Here is a 14,143-nt window from a genome sequence, read left to right on the forward strand (position 1 = left end):
GGTACAATAAAAAGTAGGCACATGAACTCAATAGTAAAAGTCTCCTATGACGCGGCAATATACAATTACTCTTCTTCCTGGTGATGGCATTGGGCCAGAGATCTTAACAGTTGCGGTGAAAGTCCTGCATGTCATTGAAAAAAAGTTTGATATAAAATTCAATTTTCAAGAAGCCCTCATTGGAGGATCGGCGATCGATGCAACGGGGGAGCCCCTTCCTGAAGAAACCTTAACCTGCTGTCGCAATAGTGATGCTGTTTTATTAGCTGCCATTGGGGGATATAAATGGGATAATCTCCCTCGTTATCAACGTCCTGAAACAGGATTATTAGCTATTCGTGCTGGACTTAACCTTTTTGCTAACTTGCGTCCTGCAACTATTTTTCCCCAACTAATTGACGCTTCTTCTCTTAAACGAGAAGTAATAGGAGGAGTTGATATCATGGTGGTTCGAGAATTGACAGGAGGCATTTATTTTGGACAACCTAAAGGCATTTTTGAGACAGAAATAGGGGAAAAACGGGGAGTCAACACAATGGCTTATGTAGAGTCAGAAATTGACCGTATTGCCAAAGTTGCTTTTGAAACAGCCCAAAAAAGAAGCGGTAAGTTATGTTCTGTTGATAAAGCTAACGTCTTAGATGTATCTCAATTGTGGCGCGACCGCGTCAACTACATTGCACCCCAATATCCTGATGTAGAACTTTCTCACCTTTATGTCGATAACGCAGTTATGCAGTTAGTTCGTGCTCCCAAACAGTTTGATACCATTCTGACAGGTAACTTATTTGGAGATATTCTCTCCGATGCAGCGGCAATGTTAACTGGTAGTATTGGGATGTTACCCTCAGCTAGTTTAGGTTTAGAAAAACCAGGGTTATTTGAACCTGTCCACGGTTCAGCCCCTGATATTGCCGGACAAGATAAAGCTAACCCCCTCGCCCAAGTACTAAGTGCAGCCATGATGTTACGGTATGGGTTAAATGAGCCTAACGCGGCAAGTAAAATTGAACAAGGGGTATTAGAAGTATTAGCTCAAGGCTATCGTACGGGAGATATTATGTCCCCACAAATGAAAGCAGTGGGGTGTCAGGAAATAGGGGATGTATTACTTAAAGTAGTAGAATCTTAATATCTAAAATATCCGTCTTCGAGTGTATATTGATTAATGTTAGATCTAACGCAAGTTAAGTTGAATTGTGGGGAACAAAACAGTGGGATATGCACGTCGAATACCGGATACCAAGCAACAAGAAATACAACTCCCTGTCACTATTGACTGCGCTGTTTTAAGGGCAGCGCAACGTATTTATAGAACCTATTGTGTTTTACACCCCAAACGCAATAGGCAGCCTTGTGGCATCGCCATTAACCGCAAAAGTAAACGAGGACAACTAATTTTTCGAGAAAACCCTGTTCTTCTACCTGGAGAGAGCTTTGTCTCGACCAATCAACTTGAAGTTGAAATTCACTAGTTTCACAAAAATTACATCTTGACATAGACATAAATTTATGGGATATAAATCAGTTACTTGAGTATTTAAATATTGAATTAGCAGGAATTAATAACAGCCTCGTGATAATAGTAGAAACCTCAACTGTCTAAGAATTTTTTATTAAAATTAGTTTAGTATTTTTGCTAATTACAAGGATAGTTTTCTTTAAAAAGAGAGCATTAAATAAACGTTTAGAATATAAATTCTTCTGTATTCCCAATATTTAAGCAACTAGAGTTCTATTTAAAATGCTTTGACTGAGTTTTTTAGAATAACTCCTTTGAGCAACGCTTTGTTTAACAGCCTTAGCTAAATCATATTTATATTTAAACATCATTCCTGCAACTTTATCAGTTTTTATTCGATTCCATTTCCCTTCTGTCATTTTCAGTTCTGAACTGTAAATCAGTAGATAAAATAAATCTAATTCTTTTTCTCTCTATTGTTTAGATTTTTATCTAACCAAACCATATCTATTTGAGTAGGTTGCTATTTTTTAGTTTTACCTGTCTCTTCATATTATAATTTTTGTATTTTTTCAGATCTGCTCTGCTTGCTAATAAAGCATAATTCAAGCTTTTGTTTTCTTTGCACATTCCTATTATTTTCAGGAAAAACCTATTTAGAAATTGTTTTTTAAATTAAATTTTCTGATAGATTTACCTAATCTGACTTTTTATGCTCTTGTGTTTAAATACAAAATCTCTATTTCTGTTCTAGTTCTGCAGGAAATTTTCGATCAATAATTATCTTTAATATTTTTTGTTTAATTGTGTTGGTCTGATTTTTAGATCGACTGGCATCTAGTAATTGCTCTTTTTAAAAAACTTTTATATTTTAGGCTTATTAAAATTTACCTATTTATTAGGTATAGAATAATCGCAATGACTTTTTAGGAGATATCATCAGTTAATATTGATGATATAATCAGGTACTATATGACCATTAAATAGCTGTTGATAGCAACGACACAACAAACAAGAGGCTTCTAATTAACAGTTATTTGTTTTTGAGCAGTTGATGTGAGTCGAAACTATCATCATCAAAGGCTTTCTAATTTGCCCCTTGATTTCAGCTTTGTTTTTTTTAAACTTCGTTTTTTGAGGTGACTACTCTAATGTCTAGTTTCCAATCAAAATACCCATGGTGGTATGGATGCGTAATCTATGAAATTTATATCCGTAGCTTTTACGATAGCAATGGTGATGGTGTAGGGGATTTACTAGGAATCATCAAAAAGCTCGATTATTTAGCATCTCTTCCCATTGATGCTCTTTGGATAACGCCTTTTTACCAATCTCCTATGAAGGATTATGGATATGATATCTCAGATTATTATGCGGTTGATCCTCTGTTTGGAACCATAGAAGATTTTGAGGAATTAATTGAGAAAGCCCACGCCCGCAACCTTAAAATTGTAGTTGATCAAGTGTGGAGTCACACCTCTGATGTCCACCCTTGGTTTATCGAAAGTTGTTCTGATCGTCAGAATCCTAAAGCAGATTGGTATATTTGGGCCGATTCTAACCACGGAGATGTTCCAAATAATTGGTTATCAATTTTCGGGGGAACTGCTTGGAAATGGTGCGAATCTCGCCAACAATACTACCTTCACAATTTTATCGATGGCCAACCAGATCTCAACTGGCATAACCCTGATGTCGTTAGAGAAATCATGAAAGTGGTAGAATTTTGGCTAGAAAAAGGGGTTGATGGGGTACGTCTCGACGCTTGTAATTATTATATGCATGATCAAAGTCTACTGGATAATCCGACTCGTACCAAAGGAATGCCTAATCAAGATGGAGTTTCTCCTCTTAATCCGTACTCTAACTTTATTAACCTCCACAATATGAACGAGGTTAAAAACATAAAATCTTTAAGACGCATCCGTAAAACCCTGAATAAATACCCTGGAACCTTTGCTATCGGAGAGATTGTGGCGGCTGATGATCCAATGCGACAAACAGTTGAATATATTAGGGGGGCAAATAGATTACATTCAGCCTACAATAGTGCTTTGTTAGTTAATGATAAACTAACCCCCAAATTAATTGCCGAGGCAATCGAAGATTTATCTCTTCATCTTGAAGCGGATGAGGAAGAAATGATCTGTATTACTATGAGTACTCATGACTTTCCTCGTGCTAGGTCGAGGTGGCAACCGGAGGATGCTTCCCTAATTCCGGCTTTTGAAAAAATGCTCATTTCTTTGTTACCTACCCTGCGGGGCATCATTTCTCTTTATCAAGGTGAAGAATTAGGGCTAACAGAAACCAATGTCTCTAAAGAAAAGATGAAAGATCCTTTTGGAATTTTCTTCTATCCTTATTTTGCGGGACGCGATGGCTGTCGAACCCCTATGCCTTGGGAATCAGATGCAAACAACTTTGGGTTTACAGATAGTGAGGAACCTTGGCTTCCTGTCGATGAACAATATCGGTCTCTTGCGGTTTCGGTTCAAGAAGAACGGGAAGATTCTATGCTTAACTATTTTCGATTTTTTCTAAAATGGCGCAATCGTCAACCGGCTTTGAAATATGGATCGGTGGAGTTAATTGAAGCCGGAGACAGTGTCTTATCCTTTTTACGAAAAACCCCTGATCAAGAACTTCTTTGTGTCTTTAATATTAGTGAACAAACCAACTCCCATCTCATTTCTTTTCGATATGGAAAGGAAATCGTCGGTTCTAATATTAAAAGTTTCCCCACAACCAATTTGGGTAATGGACAAAGAACTGTTGAAATGGAACCTTTTGGCTTTGGCATCTTCGAACGAGAGTCGTAATTAGGTATTGCCATTTGATGCTTCTTCTACTATTGTTAGCAGGAGCGTCAAAAAAGGGAATTATGTTGGCTTTAAGTTTTGTAAAAAGGATAATATAACAGCCAACCTAAAATTCGTTAAAGGATTCACAAGAAATCAAAATAACTTAGCTAGGTTTTCAAAAATAGACACGATTTAATGAATTTATTCTTATTAAATTGGTAATTGTTGAATATCTCTATTGGAACCAATGATGACCATCATTAAGTTTTTATCAAGTTTTTCTTGGGGAGTAGGATTAATTTTAAATTTATCTTCTTTTCCAGTAGCCAAAACGTTGATTTTATAACGCTTCCTAAGATTTAATTCCTCGATTGTTTTTCCGTGAAATTCCTCAGGAACCCAAATTTCTACAATACTATGCTCAGGATCAAGCTCAAATCGTTCAAGAATAGCTGGTTTTGTCAGAGTATAAGCTAATTCACACCCAGCGTGATATTCAGGAAAGACCACTAAATCTGCTCCCACCCGTTCCAATAACTTTCCATGAACCTTAGAAGATGCTTTAGCAACAACCCATTCAACACCACCTTCTTTTACGTTGAGGGTCGTAACAATACTTTCTTCTAAATAATTCCCAATGGCCACAATCACTGTATCAAATTCGAAAATTCCAGCCTCTTTTAAAGCATTAGGTTGAGTTGAATCTAACTGAATAGCACTAGAAGCAATTTTCTCATTTAAAACTTGTGCCACTAGGGATTCTTTAATGTCAGTTCCTAATACTTCATAGCCCAATTTATAAAGTGTGCGGGAGACAGCTCGTCCAAAACGGCCTAAACCAATAACCGCAAATTGGCGATTCTCTCGACGAAGATTATTCAAAAAGTTTAAGGATTGATTGTTCAAAAAGTTTAAGGATTTCAATGTTTCCTCCCTATTTTTTTGTTATTTAAAGAGTGCAGTTCTTCACCCCTTATCTTACTTTTCTGATTAAAGATCATGAAATATTCCTTACCCAACCAACAAGCGCTCTTCAGGGTATTGAACAACCCTAGGATTGATTTCACCGACAATGGCTGCCATAAAAACAAGAATACCTACTCTTCCAGTATACATGGCTAGAATGATTAAGAGTTGTGATAGGGGAGAAAGGCTGGCAGTAATCCCGGTAGAAAGTCCCACCGTAGTAAAGGCTGAAATTACCTCAAATAAAACTTGAAACGAACTGACCTCAGTATCAAAGAAAGCCGGGTGAAAACTAATCTCAATAAAGGAGATAAGAAAAGTAATAGAAATCACCATAATGGTTGAACCAAAAACAACGGCGACTGCCTTTAAGATTAGAGGAACTGGAATCTCACGCTTATATATTACTACTTGATCGTTACCGCGTAAAACTGAACGGGTGCAGCTAGTTAAGATACGAAGCGTTGTAGTTTTAATTCCCCCTCCTGTTCCGCTAGGACTCGCCCCAACAAACATAAAACCCATGGTTAAAAATAATCCAGAAATTGTCATTTCTCCAATATCAATACTGTTAAATCCTGCAGTTCTAGTTGTTACAGATTGAAACCATGCCCCTAATAATTTACTTTTAAAATCTAGTGATGCTAAGGTGTTCTGATTTTTATATTCAACCAATAGAAACATGAGCGTTCCCAGTATCAGTAAAAATACTGTAGTACTAATAACCACTTTGAAGTTAAGAGATAAAAACACTCTTTCTCTACGCTTTTTAATTTTGTGTAATATCAAAAGATATAGTTCAATAACAACTGAATAACCAATGCCTCCAAAAATAATCAAAAAAGTCATAACAAGATTAATTGTAATAGAATCTTGAAAGCCAACTAAACTATCTATAAACAAACTAAATCCCGCATTATTCCAGGCACTAATACTATGAAAAATAGATATCCATAACGCACTAATTTTTCCATATTTTTCCTTAAAAAAGTTAAATAATATTAAAGCTCCTACCATCTCAAACACAAGGGTCATTCCAATGATAGAACGAATAGTTGTTTTGCTATTTTCTTGGCGAAGTGGACGATCTAAAGATTCTTGAATAGCTAATTTTTGTCGGAGCTCAAATCGCCGGCCAATTAATAACATTAAAAAGGTTGTCGTTGTCATATATCCTAATCCTCCTATTTGAATTAATAACAGGATGATCAGTTGTCCCCAAAAAGAAAAATAGCTCCCTGTATCAACTACGATTAAGCCAGTTACACAAACAGCAGAAGTTGCCGTAAATAAAGCGATAATTGGGTTATTCCAATGATAATCATAGGTAGAAAATGGTAAAACTAATAAGATAGTTCCCACTGAAATAACAGCCAAAAACCCTAAACAAATAGTACGAGCAATAGTCATAAAAAAAGATAGCAAGTAACGGCAAAAAACAAGAAAATCTAGCTTTTCTAGACTGTCTTTGACAACTTCATAATAAAAAAATCTGAAAGTCTTGCTTTTCAAGATCTACAAGACTTCAAAGACTTGATCTTTATCGGAATTAAGTTTTCGGAGTGACATAATACAGTCAGAACTTAAGTTCTGACTGTATTATGTCACTAATTTATCATACTAAGTCTAGAAGAGCCAAGAATATTACTGACGAGTACTAACCTCATTTTGGTATTAAGTGAGGGCATAACATAATGTTCCCTTACTTGCGACTGAAAGCCTAGTGTTAATTCAGTAACTTCGTCAATTGAAGAAAGCTCAAATTGGCATTTATCTATCTTTGATTTAAGTAGTCTTAATTATTTATTGTTGTGATTGCCAAAAAACAATCGATTCATTAAGGGGTTCAATTCTTGCCCCAGGATAATAAAAAGAAAGGATCTTTTCGGCATCCCAACCTAATCTAGCTAAATTGTAAGATCCGTATTGACTCATCCCTACACCATGGCCAAATCCACCCCCAACAAAAGCAAACCCTCTTAATTGTTTCTGACTATTGTAGATAGGTTTTAGATAAAATAATGTACTGCGAGGAGGATTAAAAGCACTACGAACTTCATTCTTATGTAACTCTAAAGAACCTTTATTCGTTTCTACTTTCATGGTCAAAATGCGCCCAGATTCTGATCTTTCAGTGACTTCCATCCATCGAATTATTTTTAAATCAGCTAAGGGATGTTTGCGCTTTTCAAGATACTTTTTTAAATCTTGACTTAAACTTTCAAGAGTAGCCTGTCGATTCCAACGAAAAACATTTCTTCCTGTTTCATTAAAACCATTCTTTAAACTAATAAAGTTGCGGAAATCCTGTTCCTTAGCTAAAGATGTTTCTGACAAGTCCCAAAGTTTTTTAGGAGAATCAATAACCGCCTTAAGATAAGGTCTTTCTTCTCCATTCCAAACGTCACTAAACTTAGCCGTCACTCCCCCCGTAGTGGAGGAATAGAGGGCATCCACTAACTCGTTTTTATAAGTTAATACTAAGCCTTTAGTAGCTGCGACCGCCTGATCAGCTTTAGGGCTAGTTTCACTTAACCCATAATAAACTTGACAGTGGGTTGTAGCACACAATTGATAGTTATCCGCCTGAAACCGTCGTACATTTCGTAAGGCATAGGTACGGGCAATAATGGTTTGAGCTTTCGCCGCATTGAGGGGAGCAGATGGTCCGATTTCGTGAGGAACAACTCCTCTGAGATAGGTTTCAAGGGGAACATTGTTAACTAAAGTATAAGTTCCATAAGCGTTGGGCTGTAGCCGCAGGCTCCCCCCATAATAACGGATTTTTCCTTGACTTAGACTAACTTGAATAGGATTTTTTCCTGGAATTATCTCTAAATAATCAGGACTATAGATCTTACCAGCTACGGTAAAAGTTGCTCGGGGGGTAGCCGCTAAAATTTCTAATTCAAGATAGACATCCTTGAATCCTTTAGTTTTGAGATTTTCTAGTAACCAACGACGTAACAAAGGGGTTTCGTAAACATCACGCTTTGCCCAAACTTGCCACTGTTCAGGTTGAGTAACTTCTACTTTAATTCCCCTTTCTTCCCATTTGTTCGCACTGTCTTCTGCGGTTTCGAAAGTAGCATGATCACTTAAAACTACTTTCTCTCGTAGCACAGGTGTTGATAAAGGTTCTTTAACCACTTCAATAGTAAATTGGTTGGTTTGAACGACTTGTTGTTGGTTATTATCGTCGTTAAATTTCAGAGTTAGGATATCCCCATTAGTAGCCGCAATGACCAATTTTCCCTTTTTTTCTTCCCCAAACCTTTGAACTACTCCTACATCTAGCTCAACATCTGTTGCTGTTGCAGAGGAAGTACAAACCCCTCCAAGTAAAATAGCAAGGGACAATAAACTGATACATAAATGTTTGCCCCTAACTGGGTGATGAGTCTTGGTAATTTCCATATTGAGCTAGATTTATAGTTTTTTTATTCTATGCTTTGTCATTTTTTATATCAGAATTATGGTTTTATATCACAATTATGGAAAATTCACATTTCTCCATTAGTCCAGATAGGCTAACTTAATCGACTAGACGAGATCTTATTAAAAATTGTTGCTAACCGTCTTGAGAAAACTTTTGTTACGCATCTAACACTTAGACTTATAAATTTTGCAGTATTATGTCAGTCATGATAAAACGTTAATTGTTCGCTACTCATTCGCTACCCAATTTACTCATCCTTAAAAGATTCATAATACTGCTTGGAACGCTGAAATTAGCAATTCCTAAGACTGATAAGTCAAATAATTAAAAAGGTAAACTTCATTAATATTGATCCTCTTAAAATACTTATTATCTTTGATATTATCTATATTTTAACTTAAAAAAGTTGTATATCTGTCATTAACTTTGTCATAAATTGCCAATCAATAATATCTTTTAACAAAGATTTATAGCCAACAAGATTAGGATGAAGTCCATCAGAAGTCAACTGTAATCGCAACCAATCTTCTCCGCGGTCTAACCATAAATCAAAAATATCTAGATAAGGAATACTAAAATTATTACAAGCTTTTTTAGTAGCTTCTTTATAACGATACTGATCAAAATGATTAAAGTAAAAACAACCTAGAAGTGGCATTTTTTCTTCATCAACTGGAACCATTCCTATAAAAATAACGGGACACAATTGTTGCGCCTGGTTTAATAAATGGTTGATTTGCTGCTCAAATACTGTAAAATCTGTAAATAGACGCCCATTAAGTTGTCCTAGTCTAGGAGAATCATTAACTCCCACCGAGAGGATAATTAAATCAGGAACTTGGTTACGCAACTCCCCACGATACCGAAATTCTCCCTCTAACCGTTCAGCTACCTGAGAAACACGATCACCCCTAATCCCTAAATTGTACAAGACATGACCAGTGTGTGGATCTTTCATCCACCGACAACGTACTCTTTCTACCCAACCGCCACCGACTGGATCACCATGCCCATAAACTAAACTATCTCCCAAAGCGACTATTTTTAAAGGTTGAGACTTGGCGGGCAGTTTAAAAGGTTGAGTGGGTTTCCCAACAGTTTGCATTATGGGGATATCTCCTCAAGCGAATTTCTGAATAGCTTTATATTTTTTTATAAGGGTTGATTATAACTTACATAGTAATCGTTCTTAGTGTTGGACTATACAGTAGTTAAAACGACTGTTAGACTAGATAAATCTTGGTTAACCCGTTATTCGGACTACTTAATATTTATGCAGAAAAGACTTGCTTTTGATTCATCTGAAGTTATATATCATGCTCAAGAACTCCTCGATGCTGCGGCTAACCGCTATCGAATTACGGTACAAGTAGCTAACCGTGCTAAACGTCGTCGTTACGAAGAGTTTGACAGCATTGACGATCCTTCAATGAAACCGGCTATTCGTGCCATCATTGAAATGTCAGATGAACTTACCCAACCCGAAATCATTAATGATAATTGAAGATTAAAATCGATACTAAAGTTACCAAGCCTGTCGATGTGTACCATAAAAAATGGGAAAAATAATCTATTATGATTTGGAAAACCATTCGACCTCGGAATTATCGCTTATATCTCCAGTGGAACATGAGACTGCTGGTGATTTTCCTCCTAAGTGCTAGTCTAGTTATAGGGGGGGGACGGTTTAGATTCTCTCGAGATGGTAATTTTAAAGTTCAATCTGTTAGCGCTCAAACCCTGCGACCTGAAGAAGCTGCTGCTATTGTTTATGAACAATTACCCTATCTGTCCAGAGAAGCTCAATATACCCGTAACGATACAAAAAACATTAATACTGTTCAAACTTTAATCAGTCGTTTTATCCGTTATCATCGGGATTTAAAACGTCGTGCACCCAGTATTCCCCTTGATTGGAAAATTACCTTGGCTGACTATTTAGGAGTGAATGAATCAATACAGAAAGATAGCTATCCTGGGAGTTCCACCCTGCCAAGTAGCCCAATGGAAACTGACGTCGAGGCAATTCAAGAATTAAACCGTCATCAACGTCAGGAGTTAGTGGATGTGTTGGTCAGTATCTATGCTCCTAAACAGAAAAAACTAAAAGTCCCTACAATTCAGATAGAACCAATACCTGAGCTTTCTCAACCAACTCCTACTATAAGCCCTGGCCTTTCTAAACCAGGGGATGCTGACTTATTAAAGTGATGCTGACTTATTAAAGTTATGAGTGATCGTATCCTTAAAAAAGGAACAGGATGGCGTATTGGCTGGAATCCTAATGCTGTTGCTTATCAGGGGTTAATTGGGGGCAAAGATTGGGCAATAGAATTGACTAAAGCTGAATTTAAAGATTTTTGCCGTTTGTTTAAAAAGTTAGCCGAGACAATGGAAATAATGTCTCAGGAGTTGATGGACGCTGAAAGAATTGCTTGTGAAGCAGAAAGCGACTCCTTGTGGTTAGAAGTAGAAGGATATCCCCATGCTTATTCCTTGCGCCTCATTCTCAACCAGGGTCGTTGTTGCGAGGGAAACTGGTCTGAAGAGATAGTAAGAGAATTATTTCAGGCAGTTAACATGTTCGAAATATCCTGATTTTTTTAGAAAAAATAATAATCAAAACAATTTCTAGTAAATCATTGAGAGAAAATAAGAATTGCGAGATTTGCCAAAAAGTGATAGAAAAAAATCGTGCAAACAAATACCCAACAACTTTTTACAGTTTTAAAAAAGAGAGAACAACCAGATTTACCTCCATCATAATCCATAAAATCTTAAAAGAAAAAGATGAAAATGGGAATAAAAAAAATAAGAACTAAAAAAGGCAGAAATATTTTGGATAAAAAGGTATTTGAAGCTAAAAAGTACTGCAAAAATGAAGAAATATATACAGGTATTTTTCTTGATAATAATTTTAGTACATACAAGTAATTAAGTTCAAGTAAAACCCGAATAATGAAAAAAAATTATACTTATTTTTTCTATCAATTTATGGTCCAGTTACAGTTCAGAAATAAATTTAATAGAACGGGTATTATATCCAAAAGTCATGCAATTGATTAGAAAAATCTTTGAATATAAATATGATTCAGATAAGGTGGTTAGACAAGATATTTATCGAATGATTTCTGTTCCAATCTAATCAATCGAAGCTTGATATTATCCACTTATAAAAGATAAAACAGCAAACAGAATAAACACTGTTCACTGTTATCTAAATTTAACCTCCAGCAACCGCCGGAACAATACTTACTTCATCTCCATCACTGAGAATAGTATCTGTATTATCTAAAAAGCGAATATCCTCACTATTCACATAAAAATTTAGAAAGCGACGGGGAGCTCCAGTTTCATCACATAAACGTGCTTTAATTCCAGGAAAAGTCTCTTCAAGGGAATCAAGTAACTCGTTAAAATTACTAGCTGTACATTCACAGTCTTTTTGATTGTTCGTAAACTTTTGCAAGGGTGTAGGAATTAATACTTTAACAGCCATAGTTGTTTAGCAATAACCAATAATTACCAATTATGTAGCATAGCAAGGGAGTGTAGCCATCAGGTACAGCAAATCAGGAAACCCTGACGACTACGCAAAGACTAAACTAAAACTTGTTGCCATTCAAGACGTTCTAAGGTCCGAGAACGTTCCAAAGCACGTTCAAAACTGTCAAGTTTGGGTTCAATGGTAAGGGGTTCACCAATATATCCTTGAACCGCTTCTTGAGTTTTCAGCCCATTCCCGGTGATGTAGACCACAGTAGTTTCTTCAGGCTCAATCTTTCCTGCTTCTACTAGTTTTTTTAGAACGGCAATGGTTGTTCCTCCGGCAGTTTCGGTAAAGATACCTTCAGTTTCCGCTAGGAGCTTAATTCCTTCAACAATTTCTGCATCGGTGACACTTTCAATATTTCCATTAGTTTTACGAGCAATATCTAGGGAATAGCACCCATCAGCTGGATTTCCAATGGCTATAGATTTGGCAATTGTATTAGGTTTAACCGGAGTTATAAAGTCTCGTCCTTCTTTGAAAGCCGTGGCGATGGGGGAACATCCTTCTGCTTGTGCGCCACTGAAGCGGACAAGTTTATCTTCAACTAATCCTGTTTTGATGAATTCTTGGAACCCTTTATAAATCTTAGTATAGAGGGAACCAGAAGCTAAGGGCGCAACTACATGATCAGGGAGTTTCCAGCCAAGTTGTTCAGCTACTTCAAACCCTAGAGTTTTGGAACCTTCAGAATAGTAGGGACGCAAATTAATATTAACAAATCCCCATTCGTAACTATTACTTATTTCGCAACAAAGACGATTAACTTGATCATAGTTGCCTTTAACCGCCATTACCGTAGGGTTGTAGATAAGAGTTCCGAGAACTTTACCTGTTTCCAAATCGGCTGGGATAAAGACGCAACAGTCTAACCCAGCATGGGCGGCGATAGCCGCAGTAGAATTGGCTAAATTTCCTGTACTGGCACAAGAAACTGTTGTAAAGCCCAATTCCTTAGCACGAGTCAAAGCCACGGAAACCACTCTATCTTTAAAGCTGAGGGTCGGCATATTCACCGCATCGTTCTTAATGTGGAGATCTTTAAGACCCAAGCGACGGGCTAGGCGCTTTGATTTTACCAAAGGAGTCATCCCAGTGCCAACATCAATAGGATTTTCGCTTTCCACGGGTAAAAATACTTTATAGCGCCAAATGGAATTAGGTCCTGCTTCGATGATCTCACGACTAACTTGAGCGCGAATAGCATCGTAGTCATAAGCCACTTCTAGAGGAGAAAAGGTTTCTTCACACACATGAAGAGCTTTCAGTGGATATTTAACACCACCTTCTTTGGAAACGAGATGGGTGAAAGTGGTAGTTTGGGTTTTAGTTTGAGTTTGTGTTGCCTGGGTCATGGGTTTCGATCCTGATTTCTCGTAAATCTTTTACTGAAAATGTTCCGTGATTTTTTGTAAATTCTTTACTCGCTTTTGAGCATACTATCATGGTCAATCTATCCAGTCAAACATACCCGACTATTTTTGTCGTAATTAATGTTCAGACGGTTTTATATGCTTTTTCCGCACGAAAACAGAGTTTCTCAAGTTCCTTAAAGAAAAGTAATGTAGAGAATAAAAAAATCTTAATGATGCATTATTTATGTTAGTTATTTAACTCATACTCAACTCAGGTTAATAGATTTAAAAAATCTTGATTGTAGTTAATTACTTATAATAAGTTTTTTTATCGCTATTTATGCTCAATTAAAATGATTGAATGATATGGCAATATATATTTACTTTATAAAAAATATTGGTTGACAAATGCTAAAACAGCTATTGATCAGGTAATTTATAAAATATACTTAAATCGACCTAAGTACACTGTCTATAATTAAATCTCATCGAAAACAAGGTATAAAAATTGAATTTCGTACAAGTGATAAAATTTCCTATTGATTCAAATAACTTGACTAAATTAAA

General features: G+C 36.4%; 13 protein-coding genes. 6 read left to right on the forward strand and 7 right to left on the reverse strand.

The genetic code is table 11. The features are described from left to right. Window positions 1–46: 46 nt before the first annotated feature. Together leuB and P3F56_RS00615 are read left to right on the forward strand one after the other, a co-directional pair. Window positions 47–1,132, forward strand: a complete 1,086-nt coding sequence (gene leuB, locus P3F56_RS00610) for a 3-isopropylmalate dehydrogenase (protein ID WP_281152846.1) — start codon at window positions 47–49, stop codon at window positions 1,130–1,132. Window positions 1,133–1,214: 82 nt separating this feature from the next. Then, window positions 1,215–1,475 (forward strand): hypothetical protein, encoded by a 261-nt coding sequence (locus tag P3F56_RS00615; RefSeq protein WP_281153660.1) that lies wholly within the window; start codon window positions 1,215–1,217, stop codon window positions 1,473–1,475. A 244-nt stretch (window positions 1,476–1,719) separates the two neighbouring features. Here P3F56_RS00615 and P3F56_RS00620 read toward each other — a convergent pair whose 3' ends face one another. Beyond that, entirely contained in the window at window positions 1,720–1,881 is a 162-nt protein-coding gene (locus tag P3F56_RS00620; protein ID WP_281152848.1) for a hypothetical protein, read from the reverse strand. 732 nt (window positions 1,882–2,613) lie between these two features. On the opposite strand from P3F56_RS00620, the gene P3F56_RS00625 reads away from it, so the two are divergent. Further along, window positions 2,614–4,284, forward strand: a complete 1,671-nt coding sequence (locus tag P3F56_RS00625) for an alpha-glucosidase (protein ID WP_281152849.1) — start codon at window positions 2,614–2,616, stop codon at window positions 4,282–4,284. Window positions 4,285–4,476: 192 nt separating this feature from the next. On the opposite strand, the gene P3F56_RS00630 is transcribed toward P3F56_RS00625, so the two are convergent. The 4 genes from P3F56_RS00630 to P3F56_RS00645 all read right to left on the reverse strand — a co-directional run bounded on the left by P3F56_RS00630 (window position 4,477) and on the right by P3F56_RS00645 (window position 9,776). Further along, window positions 4,477–5,172 (reverse strand): potassium channel family protein, encoded by a 696-nt coding sequence (locus P3F56_RS00630; protein WP_281152850.1) that lies wholly within the window; start codon window positions 5,170–5,172, stop codon window positions 4,477–4,479. A gap of 105 nt (window positions 5,173–5,277) precedes the next feature. After that, entirely contained in the window at window positions 5,278–6,642 is a 1,365-nt protein-coding gene (locus P3F56_RS00635; protein WP_281152851.1) for a TrkH family potassium uptake protein, read from the reverse strand. Between the two features lie 393 nt (window positions 6,643–7,035). Continuing rightward, a complete protein-coding gene (locus tag P3F56_RS00640) occupies window positions 7,036–8,649 on the reverse strand; it encodes a SpoIID/LytB domain-containing protein (RefSeq protein WP_281152852.1) in 1,614 nt (537 codons plus the stop codon). Between the two features lie 419 nt (window positions 8,650–9,068). Beyond that, window positions 9,069–9,776, reverse strand: coding sequence for a GDSL-type esterase/lipase family protein (locus tag P3F56_RS00645; RefSeq protein ID WP_281152853.1), 708 nt, complete (start codon window positions 9,774–9,776; stop codon window positions 9,069–9,071). Between the two features lie 168 nt (window positions 9,777–9,944). Between P3F56_RS00645 and P3F56_RS00650 the strand changes: the two genes are divergently transcribed. The 3 genes from P3F56_RS00650 (at window position 9,945) to P3F56_RS00660 (ending at window position 11,269) form a co-directional block, all read left to right on the forward strand. Further along, the gene (locus P3F56_RS00650) at window positions 9,945–10,175 is read left to right on the forward strand and encodes a DNA-directed RNA polymerase subunit omega (RefSeq protein ID WP_281152854.1); all 231 of its coding nucleotides are present in this window, start codon (window positions 9,945–9,947) and stop codon (window positions 10,173–10,175) included. A gap of 71 nt (window positions 10,176–10,246) precedes the next feature. Further along, a complete protein-coding gene (locus P3F56_RS00655; RefSeq protein WP_281152855.1) occupies window positions 10,247–10,882 on the forward strand; it encodes a hypothetical protein in 636 nt (211 codons plus the stop codon). 18 nt (window positions 10,883–10,900) lie between these two features. Then, window positions 10,901–11,269 carry a DUF1818 family protein gene (locus P3F56_RS00660; protein WP_281152856.1) on the forward strand — a complete coding sequence of 123 codons (369 nt, stop codon included), beginning with the start codon at window positions 10,901–10,903 and terminating at the stop codon, window positions 11,267–11,269. A 625-nt stretch (window positions 11,270–11,894) separates the two neighbouring features. Here the strand turns inward: P3F56_RS00660 and P3F56_RS00665 are convergent. Both P3F56_RS00665 and thrC read right to left on the reverse strand, forming a co-directional pair. Continuing rightward, window positions 11,895–12,170: a MoaD/ThiS family protein gene (locus P3F56_RS00665; protein ID WP_281152857.1), complete on the reverse strand. Its 276-nt coding sequence runs from the start codon at window positions 12,168–12,170 to the stop codon at window positions 11,895–11,897. A 101-nt stretch (window positions 12,171–12,271) separates the two neighbouring features. Continuing rightward, window positions 12,272–13,576 (reverse strand): threonine synthase, encoded by a 1,305-nt coding sequence (gene thrC, locus P3F56_RS00670; RefSeq protein WP_281152858.1) that lies wholly within the window; start codon window positions 13,574–13,576, stop codon window positions 12,272–12,274. Window positions 13,577–14,143 lie beyond the last annotated feature (567 nt).

It is taken from the genome of cyanobacterium endosymbiont of Epithemia clementina EcSB (assembly GCF_029919255.1).
Lineage (GTDB): Bacteria > Cyanobacteriota > Cyanobacteriia > Cyanobacteriales > Microcystaceae > Rippkaea.

What these genes read in the sequence shown, in the direction of transcription:
- leuB (WP_281152846.1), top strand. Translation starts at nt 47, where the DNA reads ATGACGCGGCAATATACAATTACTCTTCTTCCTGGTGATGGCATTGGG.
- P3F56_RS00620 (WP_281152848.1), bottom strand. Translation starts at nt 1,881, where the DNA reads ATGACAGAAGGGAAATGGAATCGAATAAAAACTGATAAAGTTGCAGGA.
- P3F56_RS00625 (WP_281152849.1), top strand. Translation starts at nt 2,614, where the DNA reads ATGTCTAGTTTCCAATCAAAATACCCATGGTGGTATGGATGCGTAATC.
- P3F56_RS00635 (WP_281152851.1), bottom strand. Translation starts at nt 6,642, where the DNA reads ATGACTATTGCTCGTACTATTTGTTTAGGGTTTTTGGCTGTTATTTCA.
- P3F56_RS00640 (WP_281152852.1), bottom strand. Translation starts at nt 8,649, where the DNA reads ATGGAAATTACCAAGACTCATCACCCAGTTAGGGGCAAACATTTATGT.
- P3F56_RS00645 (WP_281152853.1), bottom strand. Translation starts at nt 9,776, where the DNA reads ATGCAAACTGTTGGGAAACCCACTCAACCTTTTAAACTGCCCGCCAAG.
- P3F56_RS00650 (WP_281152854.1), top strand. Translation starts at nt 9,945, where the DNA reads ATGCAGAAAAGACTTGCTTTTGATTCATCTGAAGTTATATATCATGCT.
- P3F56_RS00655 (WP_281152855.1), top strand. Translation starts at nt 10,247, where the DNA reads ATGATTTGGAAAACCATTCGACCTCGGAATTATCGCTTATATCTCCAG.
- P3F56_RS00660 (WP_281152856.1), top strand. Translation starts at nt 10,901, where the DNA reads ATGAGTGATCGTATCCTTAAAAAAGGAACAGGATGGCGTATTGGCTGG.
- P3F56_RS00665 (WP_281152857.1), bottom strand. Translation starts at nt 12,170, where the DNA reads ATGGCTGTTAAAGTATTAATTCCTACACCCTTGCAAAAGTTTACGAAC.
- thrC (WP_281152858.1), bottom strand. Translation starts at nt 13,576, where the DNA reads ATGACCCAGGCAACACAAACTCAAACTAAAACCCAAACTACCACTTTC.